Genomic DNA, 17,726 nt, shown 5'->3' with positions numbered 1-17,726 from the left:
CCCCGATCGATCTGACCGCTTCGGTCAGCGGTATGCATAGCAACCTCACCGTCAGCACGGTGCCCGCGCATGGCACCACCAGCATTGCGGGCGATGTCATCACCTATACGCCCACCACCGGCTATTATGGCAGCGACAGCTTCGGCTATACCGCCACCGGGCCTGGCGGAACCTCCGCCGCAGCCACCGTCACGCTCACCGTCGCGACGCCTGCGCTTGCGATCACGCAAACCAGCTTGCCGGCGGGCCAGCAGGACGTCGCGTATAGCGTAGCGTTGACGGCGTCCGGCGGAACGGCACCCTATACCTTTGCGGTGACGGGCGGCGCGTTGCCGTCTGGCCTTGCGCTCGCAGCGAACGGAACGCTCGCCGGGACGCCGACGGCAAACGGAACGTTCAGCGTCACGATCACCGCTTCGGACAGCTCAACCGGCGACGGGCCGAGCCGGGTCAGCCAGACCTTCAGCTTGCAGATCGCGTTGCCCGCGCCGCCCGTCGTCCACGACACCTCGGTCGCCGTTACGCAGACCGTCACCAACAATCAGCCAGCCTCGATCGACCTCAGCACTTTGATCTCGGGCAACGTCACCGATGTGACGATCGCTACGCCCCCGCAACACGGGACGGTCGTGATCCAGCGGAGCGGTGCAAGCTTCACCGGCGTGTCGATCGCCAACCCGCTGCAACCAGGCGCGGTCGGGCTCGAGCGGAGCGCTGCCGTTGCCGCCCCGACCGTGCCCCTCGGCGCGACCGTTGCAGCACCCCGCTTTGTCGCGGTCTACACGCCGACCCCCGGTTACCAGGGACCCGACCGCTTCACCTTCACCGCCGTCGGGCCCGGCGGCAGCTCGACCTTCGCGACGGTGGACATCACGGTGAAGGGGACACCCCCGGTCGCCGCCAATCTGGTCACCACGACCGACCAGAATCAGCCCGTCACGGTCGATATCTCGAGCGGTGCTGTCGGCGGGCCGTTCACGCAAGCCGCCATCGTCAGTGTGTCGCCGGCCAACTCCGCGACCGCGACCCTCATCGCGGACGGCACGGCGGCCGCGCGGACCTATCGCTTGCAGATCCAACCCAGCCCGCGCTTCAGTGGCACCACCGTGGTGACCTACACGATCGGCAACACCTTCGGCATGTCGCCGGCCGCGACCATCACCGTCACCGTGAAGGCGCGGCCCGACCCCTCGGCCGACCCGGTCGTGCGCGGATTGATCGACGCGCAAGACACCGCGACCCGCGATTTCGCCCGTGCCCAGATCGAGAACTTTGGGCGCCGCAACGAACAGCTCCATGGCGGCGGCGGCAGCACCGGCAACAACCCGATCGGGATCACGCTCGGCAGCAATGATGGCGGCAGCTTCCGACGCCCTGGCCGGTTCGACGGAATCGCCCCCGAAACTGCGCTCAAGATGGAGCATGCCAATGAAGTGATGGGTGCCGAAGGCCTGCGCGTTTCCTCGACCGGAACGCTGCAGCCGGGCGGCGCGCCAATGGGCATGCCGGGCGCGATGGGCCTGCGGACCCCCGCCGGTGCCCGCAATGGCATAGCGACCGGCGCTGCGACATCCGCCAGAACCGCCGCTGCTGTCGGAGCGGTGGCCGATGAGACTGGCGACACCGGACCGCGCAAGATCGGGTCGGTCGCGATCTGGAGCGGCGGCGCGATCAGCATCGGCACGCGCGACGCGACGACGCGCCGCACCAAGCTGTCAATCTCAAGCTCGGGCTTGAGCGCGGGTGCCGATGTGAAGCTGTCGGACGATCTCACCGTCGGCGCGGGCGGGGGCGTCGGCGAGGAGCGCACGCGGGTCGGCACTGCCGATGCCGGCCATCTGACCGCCGACACCTGGATCGGGGCCGCTTATGGCAGCTTCAGGCCCACGCCGGGTGCGTTTATCGATGGCGTGCTGGGATATGGGAACCTCTCGTTCAACACACGGCGCGCGGCGCTTGGCGGGTCGCTGGCGGTCGGTCACCGCAACGGATCGATGCTGTTCGGATCGTTGAGCGCGGGAATCGACCAGAGCACCGGGCGGCTCAGCTATTCGCTCTACGGGCGTGCCGAATATCTCAACGCCAAGCTCAGGGCCTATGCCGAGACCGGAGCCGGTGTCTACAGCCTGACCTTCGATCCGCGCACCCTGGAATCGTTGACCAGCGTGGCCGGTGGTCGGGCGACCCTGCACCTAGGTGCCTTTGCACCCCGCGCGCGGTTCGAATGGCGCCATGAGTTCAACCAGGCCAGTCCGCAGCTGCTGGATTATGCCGATCTCGGCGGCCCGTCGCAGTACAGCATCACCACCAATGACTGGCTGCGCGATGAACTCCAGTTCGAAATCGGCCTGGGGCTCAACCCGGGCGATGGCTGGACGACCGGGATCGACCTGGGTGGAAGGGGCGGGCCCGGCTCGCGATCGATGACGCTGCGCCTATCGGCGACAAAGAAGTTCTAAGCCGCCATCCGCGCCGCGCCAACGCGCGCCGTATCTTCTGCTCGCCATTGTCGGCGCGGCGCGGCATGAAGCGCGGATGATCACGCTCTACCTTGCGCGCGCCGACAATGGCGTCATCGGTGCCAAGGGTGCCTTGCCCTGGCACCTCCCGGCCGATCTCAAACGCTTCAAGGCGCTGACGATGGGCAAGCCGATGGTGATGGGGCGCAAGACCTTTGAGAGTTTTCCCGCCCCTCTGCCCGGCCGTCGCCATATCGTGCTGACGCGCGATCGCGACTGGTCCGCGCCGGGTGCCGAGGTGGCCTATTCGGTCGACGCCGCATTGGCGTTGGCGGGCGACGGGGACGTCGCGGTAATCGGCGGGGCCGAGATCTTCGCGCTGTTTACCCCTTTGGCGGACCGGGTCGAACTGACCGAGGTTCACTTGATGCCCGCAGGCGACGCGATCGTTCCGGCGTTTGTGGGCTGGCACGAAACCGCGCGAGAAGACCATCCCGCCGAGGGCACGCGCCCGGCCTATAGCTTCGTAACGCTGGACCGGCCCTGATCGCCATCTGCGGGCTTGCTCCCGCCGCCAGCGCGCAGCATATCAAGCGCTGGATCGGACACGGCAAAGGCGTCGATACAAGTCCGGCATGACGGGGAGCGACTTCGATGCGCAAGATCTTGCTGGCCGTACTGGGCCTGGTGCTGATTGCCACCCTCGCCTTCTTCGCGCTCGCGCCCGGTATCGTCGAGCGCTCGATGAACCAGGTGGTCGCGATCCCGCTGAAGATCACGCCGCGCGCCCGTGCGTTGCACGCGACGCTGCAAATCGCCGACATGCACGCCGATACCTTGCTGTGGCAGCGCAGCCTGCTGGACCGGTCTGACCGGGGGCAAATCGATCTGCCGCGGCTGCTGGCCGGCCATTATGCGCTGCAAGTCTTCTCCTCGGTGACCAAGACGCCCAAGGGCCAGAATTACGACGCGAACCCGTCCGATACCGACAATATCACCGCGCTCACCATCGCCGATCTGCAGCCGCCGCGCACCTGGGGATCGTTGCTGCAACGCTCGCTATGGCACGCGCAGAAGCTCGATCGCTACGCCGCTGCGTCAAACGGCCAATTGCGGGCGATCCACTCCCCCGCCGATCTCGACCGGCTGCTGGCGGATCGTGCGGGCGGACAAAAGGTGGTCGGCGCGATGCTGTCGATCGAGGGCCTGCAGGATCTTGAGGGCAGACTTGCCAATCTCGATGTCCTGTATCGCGCGGGGTTCCGCATGGCGGGGCTCGCGCACTTTTTCGACAATGAGGTGGCGGGGTCGATGCACGGCGAGGCCAAAGGCGGGCTCACCCCGCTCGGTCGGCAAGTGGTGCGGCGGATGGAGGCGCTCGGCATGGTCGTCGATGTCGCGCATTCCAGCCATGCGACGATTGCCGAGGTGCTGGCGATGGCGCAGCGCCCGGTCGTCGCCAGCCATGGCGGCGTGCAGGCGACCTGCAAGGTCAATCGCAACCTGACCGATGACGAGATTCGCGGCATCGCGCGCACCGGCGGCGTGATCGGCATCGGCTATTGGGATGCGGCGATTTGCTCGACACAGCCCGCCGCCGCCGCTGCCGCGATTGCGCATGTGCGCGACGTGGCGGGGATCGACCATGTCGGGCTGGGATCGGATTTCGATGGCGCGGTGATGACGGGTTTCGACGCGAGCCAGTTGGCCGCCGTAACACAAGCGCTGATCGATCGCGGCTTCAGCGACGGCGACATCGCCAAGGTGATGGGCGGCAATGTCCTGCGCGTGCTGAAGGCCGGGATCGCCCCTGGAGCACGATAACCCTTGATCGCATCCTCTCCCCGTCCGTTCGTTTCGAGCGCAGTCGAGGAACATGGCACAGGGTGTTTTGCGGTTTCTCGACGTTGCTCGAAACGAACGGGTCCATGCAACGTCATCCTGCTCTAGCGCCGCCGCAAAGCGCGCCGTATAGCGCGCGCATGCAGCGGCTCGACGGCGGCTCGGTGGTTCCCGCGACCTTGCGCGGCGGGATCGTCGCGCTTGGCAATTTCGATGGATTTCACCTTGGCCACCAGGCGGTGGTGGGTCGCGCAGTCGAACGCGCACGCGCCGAGGGCCGCCCGGCGCTGGTCGCCACCTTCGATCCGCACCCCGTACGCCATTTCCGCCCCGACACCGCCCCCTTCCGCCTGACCACGCTCGACCAGCGTGAGCGGCTGTTCGCCGAAGCCGGGGCCGATGCGATGATCGTCTTCCAGTTCGATACGGCACTGGCCGCGCTGAGTGCGGTCGAGTTCGTCGGCGATCGGTTGCTCGACACGATCGGCATTGGCGGCGTCGTAACCGGCGAGGACTTCACCTTTGGCAAGGCCAAGAGCGGCACGGTCGCGGTCCTGGCCGATCTCGGCCGCAAGAATGGCTTTTCGGTCGACACCGTCGGCCCGGTGCTGCGCGACGGCGAGCCGGTTTCGTCGAGCCGGATCCGCGCGCTGCTCGAGGCGGGCGACCCGCGCGGCGCGGCGCGGTTGTTGACGCGCCCGTTCGCGGTGGCGGGCACGGTGCAGCATGGCGACAAGCTCGGCCGCACAATCGGCTATCCCACCGCCAATCTCGACATGGGCAGCTATTTGCGCCCGGCCTATGGCATCTACGCGGTGCGCGGGCACTTGCCCGACGGCCGCGTGCTCGATGGCGCGGCCAATCTCGGCATCCGCCCGAGCTTCGCCCCGCCCAAGGAATTGCTGGAGCCGTTCTTTTTCGATTTTTCGGAAAATCTTTATGGCCAGACGATCGAGGTCGCGTTGATCGAGTATCTGCGTCCCGAGGCAAAATTCGACACGCTCGACGCGCTCACCGCCCAGATGGAACAGGATTGCGCACGCGCCAAGGTCCTGCTGGCGGCGGAACCTCGCTAACCGCTCACCGCAAAAGGGGCCGGCATTGCTGCCGACCCCCTGTCGCCTCATCCGAACGCGCTGGACACTGCCCCGAGAGGAAGCGCCCGCGCCGCCCAGCCCTGGCGGCTCGCCCCGACCGTGCCCGAAGGACATTGGCCGACGCGTTTCGGCGATCACTCGGCCCTCGCACCCGCCCCCCGTGAAAGAAGGGGTGCGCAGGCCGCCTGTCACCTACATCCTGCCCTTTCGTCGCGGAACGACCCGGCCAGGACATATTTGGAAGGCCGTCTTTTCACCGCCGCCGAAACGCCGTGCTTGCGCAAAGCCAAGGTCGCGATTTCTTACCGTCCCTCCGCCGCCAACGACCGCAGGTTTCCGTGAGGGACCATACCGCCATTTGCAGCATAAGTAGCTGATGTTTCTTCGGTTTCCCGCGTTTTCATCCGCTGCTTACACTCCGGATGCTGTCATGGCCCGCGAGTCGCGCCAAGCCCTGAAATCACCGGGTGACCCTGTGAATAGTGTGGATAACGGGGATAATATCGCGCGCGTAAAGCAAGCGGCCTTCGCCCCACCCTTTCCTGAACACACGGTTATTTCAGGTTCATGAAACTTAAGGACAAGCGAGGTCGTTACGTAAGCGAGATTGATTCAAAGCAAGTCGCATCTTCAAGGGAGAATTCATATGCGTTCCTTCATCCTCGCGCTCAGCGCTGCCGCCGTCGCCATCCCCGCCACCATGGTCGTCCCGACCACGCAGGCCGAGGCGCGCCGCCACCATTATCAGCCGCGCGAATATCAGGGCCGCGACGGGCGTCGCTATTGCCGCCATTCGGATGGCACCACCGGCCTGATCGTCGGCGGCGTCGGCGGTGCTTTGCTCGGCAATTCGGTCGCGGGCCATGGCGACAAGACATTGGGCACCGTGCTCGGCGGTGTCGCCGGTGCCTTTGGCGGACGCGCGATTGACCGTGCCAGCACGGCAGATCGTCGCTGCAACTAAGCACGGTCACACGGTGAGGCTATATAGGGCGCGGACCAGCAACGGTCCGTGCCTTTTTTTCGGAGAATGAGCATGACGACACGCAGCGGATCGGCCAGCTATGACGGTTTTGGCAAGGATGGCAAAGGCCATGTCTCCACGCAGTCAGGTGTCCTGTCGGACACGCAATATGGCTTCGGCAGCCGTTTCGAGGACGGCATCGGCACCAACCCCGAGGAATTGATCGCCGCCGCGCACGCAAGCTGCTTCACCATGGCGCTCAGCTTCGCGCTGGCCGGCGCGGGCTTCACCGCTGGCAAGCTGGAGACGACCGCGAAGGTGACGCTGGACAAGGATGGCGACGGTTTCTCGATCACCAAATCCGCGCTCGACCTGAAGGCCACCATCGCCGACATTTCGCCCGAGCAGTTCGAAACGATTGCGGCGGGTGCCAAGGCGAATTGCCCGGTGTCGAAAGTTCTCAATGCCGAAATCACGCTAACCCACTCGCTCAACGCGTAATTACCACAAGAAATTCGACGACGCTGTGTCCTTGCGGGGGCGTGAACGCACTGTAGTTTTGCGTTCACGCAACCTCGTGCGCGCCGGTGTGTTCTGTCCTTGATCCAACACGGATTACCGCAAGGAGCATTTTTATGCGCACGTTTTTTCTCGCTGCCGCCATGGCCGCGACCGCCCTGTCCGCGCTTCCCGCCACCGCGCAGGATTATCGCGGCGATCGCCAGGACCAGCGCGGCGATCGACCCGATCCACGCGGCGACCCGCGGAATGACGCTCGCGACCACCGCGACGACGGCCGGGACCATCGCGATGACGGCCGCGACCGCGGCGACCACCGCCGCGACGACCGTCGGGCCAATTGGCAGCAGTATCGTAGCTACGATTATAATCGCTACGAGCCGGGCCAGCGTACCTATTATGCCGACCGTTATTATCGCGATGGGCGCTATTACCAGCCGCGCCGTCTCGGCCGTAACGACCGCATCTATCGCGGCAGCGACAACCGCTATTATTGCCGCCGCAGCGACGGCACGACGGGCCTCATCATCGGTGGCCTGACCGGCGGCTTGCTCGGCAATACGCTGGCGGGCGGCGGTTCGCGCACGCTCGGCACGCTGCTTGGCGGCGGTGCGGGCGCGCTGCTCGGTCAGTCGATCGATCGCGGCAAGGTCATCTGCCGCTAAACGCCAATCTGATGGCGAAACGAATGGCCCGGCGCGCAAGCGTCGGGCCGTTTGTCGTTACAGCAGGCCGCCGCCCAGGATCAGCCGAACCACCGCGACGACCATGACGAAGATATTGAAATTACGACCGGTCTTATGCCCCGACAAAATACCGATGGCCGCGCCGACCACGGCGATCGGCAGCGCCAAATAATTGGCGATCCCGAAAAACGGCACCAGGCCAACCAGCGCCACCGGCAACGCCACCAGGCCCACCAGAATCGAGAAGAGATTGACGACAAAGCCCATGCGCCAACCATGCCGCCCGCCATCGCGGCGCGCAACCGGCGATGGCGCGCCGTCGCTATGGCCAACGCTTTTTTAACCGAACCCGGTGCAAGATCGGAGGCTGATATTGGAGCTTTCCGTCAATGGTCCGCAACCGCCTTCGCATTTTGAGCGCCGTGGCTTTGCCGCTCGCTCTGCTGGCATGCGCAAAGCGCGATGACGATCGCAATCTCGATTCGCTGGATAACGAACTGGTCGAGGCGGGTTCGGGCAACGCCAATGTCAGCGATCCGGCGATGACCGCGGCGCTGCACGACCAGATCATGGTCGATCCCGCGCTCACCCAACATGCCAATGCCGACAGCGTCCGCCCGCCAACGCAGCCGTATTCGGGCGGGGTACCGCCAACCGGCATTGCGCAATCTTCGGGCAGCACGCCCGGCACCGCCGGTGCCTCCACCAGCGAAACCATCAAAGCCGCACCCGCCCCGAGCAAGGATTGCCCCGGCTGCACCGCCGCGCGCGAATCGCTGACGCTCGGGGCGCTCGCCTCGCGCCAAAAGGACCGCCGCACCAGCGCCTGTGCGGGCGCGATGCGCTATTCGGCGAGCTGGGCCGATCGCCTCCCCGCCGATGTGCCGCTGTATCCCGGCGCGCGCGTGACCGAGGCAGCGGGCGCGAACACCAATGCGTGCGCGCTGCGCGCGGTCAGCTTTTCGACCAATGCGCGGCTGCAAACCGTGATCGACTGGTATTACACCCGCGTCACCAACACCGGCTTCACCGCCGAGCATCAGTCGGACGGCACCCAGCATACGCTGGGTGGCACGCGCGACCGGGATGGCGGTGCCTATGTGCTGTTCCTCAGCCCGCGCCGCGATGGCGGCACCGATGTCGACCTAATCGCCAATAACGGCAAATAAGCGGGTTTTTCCGGGCGCAAGACGGCGTCCGACCGCGTGAAAACCATCCCTCGCGCGCCTTCGCTGGGGAAAAGGTTCATTTTTGTGTCAATCCGCGCTAACGCACCCTCATGTACCAACTTATCCTCGTCATGGCGGGCGGCGCGCTCGGGTCTGCTGCGCGCTTTCTCGTCGGGCGCGCCACGCTCGCCGGGTTCGGCCCCAATTTTCCTTATGGCACGCTGACGGTCAATCTCGTCGGCGGGCTGGCGATGGGGGTGCTCGCTGGCTTTCTCGCGCGCCACGCCAATGGCGAGGCCTGGCGCTTGCTGCTCGGCGTGGGCGTGCTGGGCGGGTTCACCACCTTCTCATCCTTCTCGCTCGACACGATCGCGCTGATCGAGCGCGGTAGCCTCGGCACGGCACTCGGCTATGTGCTGGTGTCGGTGATCGGGTCGATCCTTGCCGTGTTCGTCGGCCTTACCAGCGTGCGGGTGGCAGCATGAGCGACGGCCCCACCAAAGCAACCTCCGATGTCCGCCAGTTCACTGTCGGCGTGGATGACGACGGCATCCGGCTCGATCGCTGGTTCAAGCGGCACTTGCCCGACACCAGCTACACCACCGTCGCCAAATGGGCGCGGACCGGGCAATTGCGCATCGATGGCGCGCGCGCCAAGCCCGGCGACCATGTCGTCGCGGGCCAGTCGATCCGCGTGCCCCCCGCCGAGCCTGTCCGGGTCGATGCCCCGGTCAAGCGCGAGCGGCCGCCGCTCAGCGACGACGAAATCACCTTTGCGCGCGAAATGGTCATCCACCGCGATGCGCAGGCAATCGTGCTCAACAAGCCGCCCGGCCTCGCCACGCAAGGCGGCACCAAGACGATCGAGCATGTCGATGGCCTGCTCGATGCCTTGCAGGACGATCTGGAGGGCCGCCCCAAGCTGGTCCACCGGCTCGACAAGGATACGAGCGGAGCCCTGCTGATTGCGCGCACCGCGCGGGCGGCGGCCTATTTCTCCAAATCCTTCTCCTCACGCACCGCGCGGAAAACCTATTGGGCGCTGGTCGTCGGCGTGCCGTCGATCGAGGACGGGATGATCGAGCTGCCGATCGCCAAGCAGCCCGGCACCGGCGGCGAGAAGATGCATGTCGATGAGAAAGAAGGCAGCCCGGCGCGCACGCGCTACCGCGTGATCGAAATGGCGGGCACCACCACGGCGTGGCTGGAGCTGATCCCCTATACCGGGCGCACCCACCAGCTCCGCGTGCATCTCGCGGCGATCGGCCATCCGATCGTCGGCGACGGCAAATATGGCGGGCAGGCCGCGTTCCTGACCGGCAATATCTCGCGGAAAATGCACCTGCATTCCAGGCGGATCCGCATCGACCATCCCGATGGCGGCGCGATCGACGTGCAGGCCGAATTGCCGACGCACTTCGCCGAGAGCCTGAAGCAGCTCGGTTTCGACGAGATGCTCGGCAACACCATGCCGCTCGAATCGCCGCCCCCGCCAAGCCGCGCGGTGAAGAAGCAGCAGGCGCGACAGCACGCCAAGACCGTCCGCAAGGACCGCAAGGGCGAGCGGCGGCGTCGGGGCGCGTCGGACTAGTCGGCGATGCATCCGAACCGCGCCTTCCGCTTTGCCGATGATGCCTCGATGCTCGATTTCGCGACCAAGCGGGCCTTTGCGCACATCTTCGTGAGCACGCCCGAGGGGCCGATGGTGGCGCATGCCCCGGTCACGCCCTTCGACGGAGCCTTCCGCTTCCACGTCGCGCGCGGCAATCGGATCGCGCGGCACCTGGACGGTGCGACGCTGCTGCTCAGCATCAGCACGACCGACGGCTATATCAGCCCGAGCTGGTACGCCGACCCGCAGGGACCAAAGCATGTGCCGACATGGAATTATGTCGCGGTCGAGATCGTCGGGACGGCGCGCTTGCTTGATGAGAGGGAACTGACCGCACAGCTCGATACCCTCGCCGCGCTGAACGAGCCGCGTGTTTCGCCCGAGCTGCCATGGACGCGTGGAAAAACCGATCCGGAATATTTCGATACATTGCTCAAGAGCATCATCGGCGTTGAGGTCGCGGTGGAAACGGTGCGTGGCACGACCAAGCTCAGCCAGCACAAATCGAACGAAGACAATGTCGGTGTCCTCGCAGGCCTGCGGCGAAGCGGCAATCCGGCGCTCGCGGAAGCGATGATGCGATGAACCGTCTCGCGCTCTTCGATTGCGACGGCACGCTAGTCGACAGTCAGGACAATATCTGTCGTTCGGTCGAGCACGCCTTTGCCGGGGCGAACCTCACCCCGCCGGACCGGTCCGCGATTCGGCGGATCGTCGGGCTGAGCCTGGTCGAGGCGATGCAGCAGTTGCTGCCCGAGGGCGAGGATGCGCTGCACCAGAGCCTCGCCGCCGACTATAAGGCCGCCTTCTTCAAGATGCGCACAGCCGGAGCGATGGCCGAGGAGCCGCTCTACGCCGGGATCGTGGACGTGCTCGATCTGTTGCGGGCCGATGGCTGGCATTTGGGCGTCGCCACCGGCAAATCCGATCGCGGGCTTGCCCATATCCTGGCGCATCACGGCATTGCCGACCGCTTCATCACGCTCCAGACTGCGGACCGCCACCCCTCCAAGCCGCACCCGTCCATGATTGAGACAGCCATGGCCGATTCGGGCGCATCCCCCGCAACAACGGTGATGATCGGCGATACCAGCTATGACATGCTGATGGCACGCGCGGCGGGGGCACGCGCGCTTGGCGTCGCCTGGGGCTATCACCCCGTGGACGAGCTGACGGCTGCGGGCGCGCATGCCATCGCATCGACGGTGGCGGCGCTGCCCCAGCTAGTCACGTTTCAGGAGACACCGCGGTGACCGATCCCGATGCGACCATTCGCAATCGTTATCTTGCGATCACCGCGACGCGGCTCGCCGGGGCGGCCGGGGCCTTGCTCGGTCTGGTGCTGATCGCGCGCGCCGATGCGCCGATCCCAAAGGTCATCGGCACGGCGCTGGTGCTCTCCGCCCTGCTGATGATCGCGATCGTTCCGCGCGCGCTGGCGCAACGCTGGCGCACGCCCCCGGCGGAATAGCCCCACGCCTGTTCGACATAGCGCACCACCGCGCTATGGAGACCGGCATGAAACGCTTCTGGACCCACGTCACCCTCGACCACAACCGCGCCGTCCAGCTTGACGGCAAGCCCGTGCGCACCCCCGGCCGCGTGCCGCTGGCACTGCCGACCGCCGCCCTGGCGGAGGCAGTGGCCGAGGAATGGCGCGCGGTCAAAGGCGAGATCAACCCGCTCGCCATGCCGCTGACCGGCCTCGCCAACGCCGCGATCGACCGGGTCGGCCCTGACCCGGCGCTGTTCGCGCGCGGGCTCGCCACTTATGCCGAGAGCGACTTGCTCTGTTACCGCGCCGACGCGCCCGAGGATCTGGTCGCGCGTCAGGCGGCAGCGTGGGATCCGCTGCTCGATTGGGCGCGCGCGCGTTATGACGTGCAGATCGAAGTGGCCACCGGCATCCTCCACCGCGCGCAACCCGTCGCCACGCTGACGCGGCTCGGCACCGCGATCGCCGCGCGCAATGCCTTTGCGCTCGCCGCGCTCTCGCCGATCGTGACCATTGGCGGATCGCTGATCGCGGCTTTGGCGCTGGCCGAAGGCGCAGCAAGCGCCGAACAGACCTGGGACGCGGTCACGCTCGACGAAGACTATCAGGCCGAACGGTGGGGCCGCGATCCGCTTGCGGCTGCCGGAATCGCAGCGCGGCGTCGCGATTTCGACGCCGGCGTGCGCTTCTTAACGCTCGGGCAGGCGGCGGATGAAGCCGATCATGCCACGCTGTCGTGAGCGCTTGAGCCGCTCGGCGGTCAGGATGGTCTGCACGCAGTCATAGCAATCGTCGAGATCGTCATTGACCAGCACATAATCATAGCCGTCCCAATGGCTCACCTCGGCGAGCGCACGGTCCATCCGCCGGTCGATCACCTCCTGCGTGTCGGTCGCGCGCTTTTCGAGGCGCTCGCGCAGCGTCTTGAGGCCGGGCGGCAGGATGAACACGCGCACGACGTCACCGCCCGCAAGCTGGAACAATTGCTGCGCGCCCTGCCAATCGATGTCGAACAGAATGTCCTGGCCGTGCTCCAGATCCTTGAACACGGTGTCACGCGGAGTACCGTAGCGTTCGTCGAACACGCGCGCCCATTCGAGGAACTGGTCGTCCTCCGCCATCGCGCGGAAGGTTTCCTTGTCGACGAAGTGATAGTCCTTGCCCTCGACCTCGCCCTTGCGCGGCGCGCGGGTGGTGTAGGACACCGACATTTTGAGCTTGTTGCGCTCTTCCTTCAGCAGCCGATTGGCGATCGTCGATTTGCCCGCCCCGGAGGGAGAGGACAAAACGAACATCAGCCCACGGCGTTTGAAGTTCTTGGGTTGAGAAGCGCGATGGTCGACCATGCGCGCCTTTGGCGCGGGCATGGCCGTCCCGTCAAGGCATGGCGTGGCCGATCAACGCTCGGCAGTGCTGGTCCCGAACACCTGATCCTTCACTTTGCCGATCCCGCGGAGCACCAGCCAGCCGGTCGCGAAGGTCAAAGCCAGCGGAATCACCGCCTTCACGACATTGGCGGCAATCGCGCCTTCGATCGCGCCATCGATGCTGCTGTCATCACCGCTCGCGCCATCAATCGCACTGCCGATCGCCGCGCCAATCAGGGTCGTGAAACTCATCTGTCGTCTCCCATTCGCCGCTTGAGCGCGCGACTGGCGATATGGTTCCTGCACAAATCCCGCGAAGCGCCCCCCCACTCCTGTCCGGCAGATACCGCCCGTGCCCGGCGTGCGCCCTCTCTGCGTCCTCTGCGCCTCTGCGCGAACAAAAAAGAAGAATGATTCGCGCAGAGGCGCGGAGGACGCGGAGAAGAAGAAGATAGAGGAAGCCTGCGGCGCTTTAGACCATCGTTTCGGGGCGGACTAGGCGATCGAAGGTCTCGGAGTCGACCAGTCTGAGCGCCAGCCCCGCTTCCTTCAGCGTCAGCCCTTCGTGGTGCGCGTGCTTGGCGATCTTGGCGGCATTGTCATAGCCGATTTCGGGCGCAAGCGCGGTCACCAGCATCAGCGAACGCTCGACCAGTTCGGCGATCCGCGCGCGATTCGGTTCGATGCCCTCGACGCAGCGCTCGGCGAAACTCGCCATGCCGACGCTGAGCAAATCGATCGAGCGCAGCAGCGCCGCCCCCAGCATCGGCTTGAACACGTTGAGTTCGAGATGGCCCTGCAGCCCCCCGATCGTGATCGCCTGATGATTGCCGATCACTTGCGCCGCCACCATCGTCAGCATTTCGCACTGCGTCGGGTTGACCTTGCCCGGCATGATCGAGCTGCCCGGCTCATTCTCCGGCAAATGCAGTTCGCCCAGCCCCGAACGCGGGCCCGACCCCAGCAGGCGAATGTCGTTGGCGATCTTGGTCAGCGCCACCGCCAGCGTGTTGAGCGTGCCCGACACATGCACGATCGGGTCGTTCGAGGCGAGCGCCTCGAACTTGTTGGGCATGGTTTCAAAGGCAAGGCCAGTGATCGCTGCCACCTCTGCCGCAAACGCTTCGGCGAAGCCCGCCGGGGCGTTGAGCCCGGTGCCAACCGCCGTGCCGCCTTGCGCGAGCAACAGCATATTGTGGGTGATCGCCGGTTCGATGCGGTGATAGCAGCGGTACAATTGCACCGCATAGCCCGAGAATTCCTGCCCCAGCGTCAGCGGCGTTGCGTCCTGCAAATGCGTGCGGCCGATCTTGACGATATCGTGCCACGCCTCGGATTTGGCCTTCACGGCGCGGTTGAGCCGGTCGAGCGCGGGCAACAGGCGCTGCGTCGCCGCGATCGCCGCGGCAATGTGCAGCGCGGTCGGGAAGCTGTCGTTCGACGACTGGCTTTTGTTGACATGATCGTTGGGGTGGACCGGGCTCTTGCCGCCGCGCGTGCCGGTCAGGATCTCGTTGGCGCGGCCAGCGATCACTTCATTGACATTCATGTTGGACTGGGTGCCGCTGCCGGTCTGCCAGATGACCAGCGGGAACTGATCGTCGAATTTGCCCGCCACCACTTCCGCCGCCGCGGTTTCGATCGCATCGGCAATCTCGCCTGCCAGGCCATGCTGGCGGTTCACCCGCGCCGCCGCCTGTTTGACGATAGCGAGCGCGTGGATGATCGCGATCGGCATCCGCTCAGTCGCAGGGAAGGGGAAATTCTCGATCGATCGCTGCGTCTGGGCGCCCCAATAGGCGGAGGCTGGGACTTCGATGCTGCCGAGCGAATCGGTTTCGGTGCGGGTATTCTGAACCATGCCAACTCCGTCATGCCGGGCTTGTCCCGGCATCCACCGGGCTGCGAAGCCGATCGGTTGCGATGTGCGGCACGGTGGCCCCCGGGACAAGCCCGGGGTGACGAAAAGGGTCGTATAAAGAGTCGTTTATGCGGCCAGCTTACTTCTTCCGCTTGAAATCCACCGCGACGACGTTCGATCCATCCTCGACCGGCTTGATCGTCGGGCCGTCATTCTCCGCTTCGTCATGCGGCTCGGGGCCTTCGGGGCCTTCCGCTGCCTGAAAGCGCAATTCGAAACTGACCGCTGGATCATGGAAGAGGGTAATCGCCGAATAGGGAATGACCAGCTTGGACGGCACCTGGTTGAAGCTGAGGCCGATCGAAAACTTGGTGTCGTCGACCAGCAGATCCCAATAGCGGTTCTGCATTACGATCGTCATTTCGTCGGGAAAACGCTCGATCAGGCGCTGCGGGATATCGACGCCCGGGGCCTGCGTCTTGAAGGTGATGTAGAAATGGTGCTCCCCCGGCAAGCCGCCATTGGTCGCGACCGAGCCGAGCACGCGGCCGACCACGGCACGCAACGCCTCCTGGACGATTTCGTCATAGGGAATCAGACTATCGGGAAGGCCATCGCTCATGCGCCCTTGGGTAGCGGGCTTTGCGTCGTCGTCAAGATTGGGGAGTCAACATAGGCAGCAAGATTGCATGCGGTCACAAGCGCGTTATGGGGAGTAGCCATGCGTACCGCCACGATCAGCCGCCACACCAGCGAGACGTCGATCGACGTCACCGTCAACCTCGATGGCACGGGAGCCTATACGGTCTCCACCGGCATCGGCTTTTTCGATCATATGCTCGAGCAGCTCAGCCGCCATTCGCTGATCGACATGCATATCAAGACGGTCGGCGATCTGCACATCGACCAGCATCACACGGTCGAGGATACCGGCCTTGCGATTGGCGAAGCGGTGTTGAAGGCGCTGGGCGAAAAGCGCGGCATCCGCCGCTATGCCGATGCGCTGTCGCCGATGGACGAAACGCTCACCCGCGTCGCGATCGATATTTCGGGGCGGCCCTATCTCGTGTGGAAGACCGCCTTCTCGCAGAAGAAGCTGGGCGAGATGGACACCGAAATGTTTGAACATTTCTTCCATTCCTTCGCCCAGACCGCCGGGATCACGCTGCACATCGAGACGCTGTACGGCACCAACAACCACCACATCGCCGAGGCCGCGTTCAAGGGCGTGGCGCGCGCGTTGCGCGAAGCGGTCGAACTCGACCCGCGCAAAGCGGGGGTGATCCCCAGCACCAAGGGGACGTTGTGAAGCTCCCCGCATTCCTTCCCTCCCTGGAAGGGAGGGGAATGTGACCCTCGCCCTGATCGATTATGGCGCGGGCAACCTGCATTCGGTCGCCAATGCGCTGAAGGCGGCGGGTGCCAGCGACGTGCTGATCACCGCCGATGCCGACGCCGTGGCGACCGCAGACCGCATCGTCCTGCCCGGCGTCGGCGCGTTCGGCACCTGCGCGGCGGCACTCCGCGCGGTGCCGGGCATGGTCGAGGCGCTTGAGCAGCGCGTGCGGCGGGAGGGCGTCCCCTTTCTCGGCATTTGCGTCGGGATGCAGTTGATGGCGGAGACGGGCGAGGAGCTGGGCACGCATGCCGGGCTCGGCTGGGTGCGCGGCACGGTGCGCCACCTGACCCCCGCCGACACGTCCGCCAAAGTGCCGCATATGGGCTGGAACGATGTCGTCCCCAGCGTCGCGCATCCGCTGATCGTGCCGGGCGAAGCCTATTTCCTGCATTCCTACGCCTTTGAAGGCGACGACGTGATCGCCGGCACCAATCATGCCGGTCCGGTCACCGCCGCGATCGGGCGCGACAATCTGCTGGGCGTGCAATTCCACCCCGAAAAGAGCCAGCGTTACGGGCTCGATCTTCTCACGCGATTCTTGAGCTGGAAACCATGAGCCTTATCGTTTTCCCCGCGATCGATCTGAAGGGCGGCCAGGTCGTCCGCCTGGCCGAGGGCGATATGGACCGCGCGACCGTCTATGGTGACGATCCCGCCGCGCAGGCGATGCTGTTTGCCGAAGCGGGCGCGGAGCATCTCCACGTCGTCGATCTCGACGGCGCGTTCGCCGGCGAATCGGTCAATGGCGAGGCCGTGCGCGCGATCGTCGAGCGCTTCCCCGGCCATGTGCAATTGGGCGGCGGCATTCGCGACCGCGCGGGGATCGAGCGCTGGTTCGATCTCGGCGTCTCGCGCGTGGTGATCGGCACCGCTGCGCTGGAAAATCCCGAGCTGGTCCGCGCGGCCGCGCGCGATTTCCCCGGTGGCATCGTCGTCGCGGTCGATGCGCGCGACGGCTTCGTCGCCACCAAGGGCTGGGCCGATGTCTCGACCGTCGAAGTGATCGACATGGCGCGCCGCTTCGAGGATGCGGGCGTGGCGGCTTTGCTGTTCACCGATGTCGGGCGCGACGGGTTGCTGAAAGGCTGCAATGTCGAGGCGACGGTCGATCTGGCGCGCGCGGTGCGCATCCCGGTCATTGCCAGCGGCGGGGTGAAGGGCATTGCCGAAATTCATGTGCTGGCGCTGCATAACCGCGATGGCGTGGAAGGCGTGATTACGGGGCGCGCGCTGTATGACGGGCGGCTCGATCTGGC

Annotated in this window: 22 protein-coding genes; 17 read left to right on the top strand and 5 right to left on the bottom strand. The window is 65.6% G+C overall.

The features are described 5' to 3' along the window. The 7 genes from ON00_RS15595 to ON00_RS15565 form a co-directional block, all read left to right on the top strand. Positions 1 to 2,459 (top strand): autotransporter domain-containing protein (locus ON00_RS15595; RefSeq protein ID WP_010407372.1); only part of this gene is annotated, 2,459 nt, incomplete at its 5' end. 76 nt (positions 2,460 to 2,535) lie between these two features. Continuing rightward, positions 2,536 to 3,006: a dihydrofolate reductase gene (locus ON00_RS15590; protein WP_010407370.1), complete on the top strand. Its 471-nt coding sequence runs from the start codon at positions 2,536 to 2,538 to the stop codon at positions 3,004 to 3,006. Between the two features lie 107 nt (positions 3,007 to 3,113). Then, positions 3,114 to 4,283 carry a dipeptidase gene (locus tag ON00_RS15585; protein ID WP_010407369.1) on the top strand — a complete coding sequence of 390 codons (1,170 nt, stop codon included), beginning with the start codon at positions 3,114 to 3,116 and terminating at the stop codon, positions 4,281 to 4,283. Between the two features lie 158 nt (positions 4,284 to 4,441). Beyond that, positions 4,442 to 5,377 (top strand): bifunctional riboflavin kinase/FAD synthetase, encoded by a 936-nt coding sequence (locus tag ON00_RS15580; protein WP_010407368.1) that lies wholly within the window; start codon positions 4,442 to 4,444, stop codon positions 5,375 to 5,377. Positions 5,378 to 6,044: 667 nt separating this feature from the next. Further along, a complete protein-coding gene (locus ON00_RS15575) occupies positions 6,045 to 6,362 on the top strand; it encodes a glycine zipper 2TM domain-containing protein (protein WP_010407366.1) in 318 nt (105 codons plus the stop codon). A 72-nt stretch (positions 6,363 to 6,434) separates the two neighbouring features. Further along, on the top strand, positions 6,435 to 6,863 hold the full coding sequence (locus ON00_RS15570; RefSeq protein WP_010407365.1) for an OsmC family protein: 429 nt from the start codon (positions 6,435 to 6,437) through the stop codon (positions 6,861 to 6,863). A gap of 134 nt (positions 6,864 to 6,997) precedes the next feature. Beyond that, positions 6,998 to 7,546 carry a glycine zipper 2TM domain-containing protein gene (locus ON00_RS15565; RefSeq protein ID WP_010407363.1) on the top strand — a complete coding sequence of 183 codons (549 nt, stop codon included), beginning with the start codon at positions 6,998 to 7,000 and terminating at the stop codon, positions 7,544 to 7,546. Positions 7,547 to 7,603: 57 nt separating this feature from the next. On the opposite strand, the gene ON00_RS15560 is transcribed toward ON00_RS15565, so the two are convergent. Continuing rightward, positions 7,604 to 7,834: a hypothetical protein gene (locus tag ON00_RS15560; RefSeq protein ID WP_010407361.1), complete on the bottom strand. Its 231-nt coding sequence runs from the start codon at positions 7,832 to 7,834 to the stop codon at positions 7,604 to 7,606. Between the two features lie 122 nt (positions 7,835 to 7,956). Between ON00_RS15560 and ON00_RS15555 the strand changes: the two genes are divergently transcribed. From ON00_RS15555 to ON00_RS15525, 7 genes are all read left to right on the top strand, one after another. Continuing rightward, positions 7,957 to 8,736, top strand: a complete 780-nt coding sequence (locus ON00_RS15555) for a hypothetical protein (protein ID WP_010407359.1) — start codon at positions 7,957 to 7,959, stop codon at positions 8,734 to 8,736. Between the two features lie 110 nt (positions 8,737 to 8,846). Then, the gene (gene crcB, locus ON00_RS15550) at positions 8,847 to 9,221 is read left to right on the top strand and encodes a fluoride efflux transporter CrcB (RefSeq protein WP_010407358.1); all 375 of its coding nucleotides are present in this window, start codon (positions 8,847 to 8,849) and stop codon (positions 9,219 to 9,221) included. Next, on the top strand, positions 9,218 to 10,327 hold the full coding sequence (locus ON00_RS15545) for an RluA family pseudouridine synthase (RefSeq protein WP_010407357.1): 1,110 nt from the start codon (positions 9,218 to 9,220) through the stop codon (positions 10,325 to 10,327). Before crcB ends, ON00_RS15545 begins: the two co-directional genes overlap by 4 nt. 6 nt (positions 10,328 to 10,333) lie before the next feature. Further along, positions 10,334 to 10,933, top strand: coding sequence for an FMN-binding negative transcriptional regulator (locus ON00_RS15540; protein WP_010407356.1), 600 nt, complete (start codon positions 10,334 to 10,336; stop codon positions 10,931 to 10,933). After that, complete coding sequence (locus tag ON00_RS15535) at positions 10,930 to 11,601, top strand: HAD-IA family hydrolase (protein ID WP_010407355.1); 672 nt, start codon at positions 10,930 to 10,932, stop codon at positions 11,599 to 11,601. The genes ON00_RS15540 and ON00_RS15535 overlap by 4 nt, the downstream gene beginning before the upstream one ends. Further along, positions 11,598 to 11,819 (top strand): hypothetical protein, encoded by a 222-nt coding sequence (locus tag ON00_RS15530; protein WP_010407354.1) that lies wholly within the window; start codon positions 11,598 to 11,600, stop codon positions 11,817 to 11,819. The genes ON00_RS15535 and ON00_RS15530 overlap by 4 nt, the downstream gene beginning before the upstream one ends. Positions 11,820 to 11,866: 47 nt before the next feature. Beyond that, positions 11,867 to 12,583, top strand: coding sequence for an ATP12 family protein (locus ON00_RS15525; protein ID WP_010407353.1), 717 nt, complete (start codon positions 11,867 to 11,869; stop codon positions 12,581 to 12,583). Here the strand turns inward: ON00_RS15525 and gmk are convergent. From gmk to ON00_RS15505, 4 genes are all read right to left on the bottom strand, one after another. Continuing rightward, positions 12,533 to 13,189 carry a guanylate kinase gene (gene gmk / locus ON00_RS15520; RefSeq protein WP_029622978.1) on the bottom strand — a complete coding sequence of 219 codons (657 nt, stop codon included), beginning with the start codon at positions 13,187 to 13,189 and terminating at the stop codon, positions 12,533 to 12,535. The two genes, ON00_RS15525 and gmk, sit on opposite strands and share 51 nt — an antisense overlap. 51 nt (positions 13,190 to 13,240) lie before the next feature. After that, entirely contained in the window at positions 13,241 to 13,462 is a 222-nt protein-coding gene (locus ON00_RS15515) for a hypothetical protein (RefSeq protein WP_010407351.1), read from the bottom strand. A gap of 220 nt (positions 13,463 to 13,682) precedes the next feature. Beyond that, positions 13,683 to 15,071, bottom strand: a complete 1,389-nt coding sequence (gene fumC / locus ON00_RS15510; RefSeq protein ID WP_010407350.1) for a class II fumarate hydratase — start codon at positions 15,069 to 15,071, stop codon at positions 13,683 to 13,685. A gap of 139 nt (positions 15,072 to 15,210) precedes the next feature. Further along, on the bottom strand, positions 15,211 to 15,693 hold the full coding sequence (locus ON00_RS15505; protein ID WP_010407349.1) for an SspB family protein: 483 nt from the start codon (positions 15,691 to 15,693) through the stop codon (positions 15,211 to 15,213). Positions 15,694 to 15,792: 99 nt separating this feature from the next. Here ON00_RS15505 and hisB point away from each other — a divergent pair, with 99 nt between their 5' ends. The 3 genes from hisB to hisA all read left to right on the top strand — a co-directional run. Further along, entirely contained in the window at positions 15,793 to 16,380 is a 588-nt protein-coding gene (gene hisB / locus ON00_RS15500) for an imidazoleglycerol-phosphate dehydratase HisB (RefSeq protein WP_010407347.1), read from the top strand. A gap of 40 nt (positions 16,381 to 16,420) precedes the next feature. Beyond that, the gene (gene hisH / locus ON00_RS15495; protein ID WP_010407344.1) at positions 16,421 to 17,026 is read left to right on the top strand and encodes an imidazole glycerol phosphate synthase subunit HisH; all 606 of its coding nucleotides are present in this window, start codon (positions 16,421 to 16,423) and stop codon (positions 17,024 to 17,026) included. Then, positions 17,023 to 17,726 (top strand): 1-(5-phosphoribosyl)-5-[(5-phosphoribosylamino)methylideneamino]imidazole-4-carboxamide isomerase (hisA, locus tag ON00_RS15490; protein ID WP_010407343.1); only part of this gene is annotated, 704 nt, incomplete at its 3' end. The genes hisH and hisA, both read left to right, overlap by 4 nt.

Source organism: Sphingomonas echinoides ATCC 14820 (assembly GCF_000241465.1).
Taxonomy (GTDB): Bacteria; Pseudomonadota; Alphaproteobacteria; order Sphingomonadales; family Sphingomonadaceae; genus Sphingomonas; species Sphingomonas echinoides.
This window is presented reverse-complemented; position numbering and strand designations above follow the sequence as displayed.

Bases quoted from the DNA above. Each gene is read 5' to 3' on its own strand.
- ON00_RS15590 (WP_010407370.1), top strand. From the start codon at position 2,536: ATGATCACGCTCTACCTTGCGCGCGCCGACAATGGCGTCATCGGTGCC.
- ON00_RS15585 (WP_010407369.1), top strand. From the start codon at position 3,114: ATGCGCAAGATCTTGCTGGCCGTACTGGGCCTGGTGCTGATTGCCACC.
- ON00_RS15580 (WP_010407368.1), top strand. From the start codon at position 4,442: ATGCAGCGGCTCGACGGCGGCTCGGTGGTTCCCGCGACCTTGCGCGGC.
- ON00_RS15575 (WP_010407366.1), top strand. From the start codon at position 6,045: ATGCGTTCCTTCATCCTCGCGCTCAGCGCTGCCGCCGTCGCCATCCCC.
- ON00_RS15570 (WP_010407365.1), top strand. From the start codon at position 6,435: ATGACGACACGCAGCGGATCGGCCAGCTATGACGGTTTTGGCAAGGAT.
- ON00_RS15565 (WP_010407363.1), top strand. From the start codon at position 6,998: ATGCGCACGTTTTTTCTCGCTGCCGCCATGGCCGCGACCGCCCTGTCC.
- ON00_RS15560 (WP_010407361.1), bottom strand. From the start codon at position 7,834: ATGGGCTTTGTCGTCAATCTCTTCTCGATTCTGGTGGGCCTGGTGGCG.
- ON00_RS15555 (WP_010407359.1), top strand. From the start codon at position 7,957: ATGGTCCGCAACCGCCTTCGCATTTTGAGCGCCGTGGCTTTGCCGCTC.
- crcB (WP_010407358.1), top strand. From the start codon at position 8,847: ATGTACCAACTTATCCTCGTCATGGCGGGCGGCGCGCTCGGGTCTGCT.
- ON00_RS15545 (WP_010407357.1), top strand. From the start codon at position 9,218: ATGAGCGACGGCCCCACCAAAGCAACCTCCGATGTCCGCCAGTTCACT.
- ON00_RS15540 (WP_010407356.1), top strand. From the start codon at position 10,334: ATGCATCCGAACCGCGCCTTCCGCTTTGCCGATGATGCCTCGATGCTC.
- ON00_RS15535 (WP_010407355.1), top strand. From the start codon at position 10,930: ATGAACCGTCTCGCGCTCTTCGATTGCGACGGCACGCTAGTCGACAGT.
- ON00_RS15525 (WP_010407353.1), top strand. From the start codon at position 11,867: ATGAAACGCTTCTGGACCCACGTCACCCTCGACCACAACCGCGCCGTC.
- gmk (WP_029622978.1), bottom strand. From the start codon at position 13,189: ATGGTCGACCATCGCGCTTCTCAACCCAAGAACTTCAAACGCCGTGGG.
- ON00_RS15515 (WP_010407351.1), bottom strand. From the start codon at position 13,462: ATGAGTTTCACGACCCTGATTGGCGCGGCGATCGGCAGTGCGATTGAT.
- fumC (WP_010407350.1), bottom strand. From the start codon at position 15,071: ATGGTTCAGAATACCCGCACCGAAACCGATTCGCTCGGCAGCATCGAA.
- ON00_RS15505 (WP_010407349.1), bottom strand. From the start codon at position 15,693: ATGAGCGATGGCCTTCCCGATAGTCTGATTCCCTATGACGAAATCGTC.
- hisB (WP_010407347.1), top strand. From the start codon at position 15,793: ATGCGTACCGCCACGATCAGCCGCCACACCAGCGAGACGTCGATCGAC.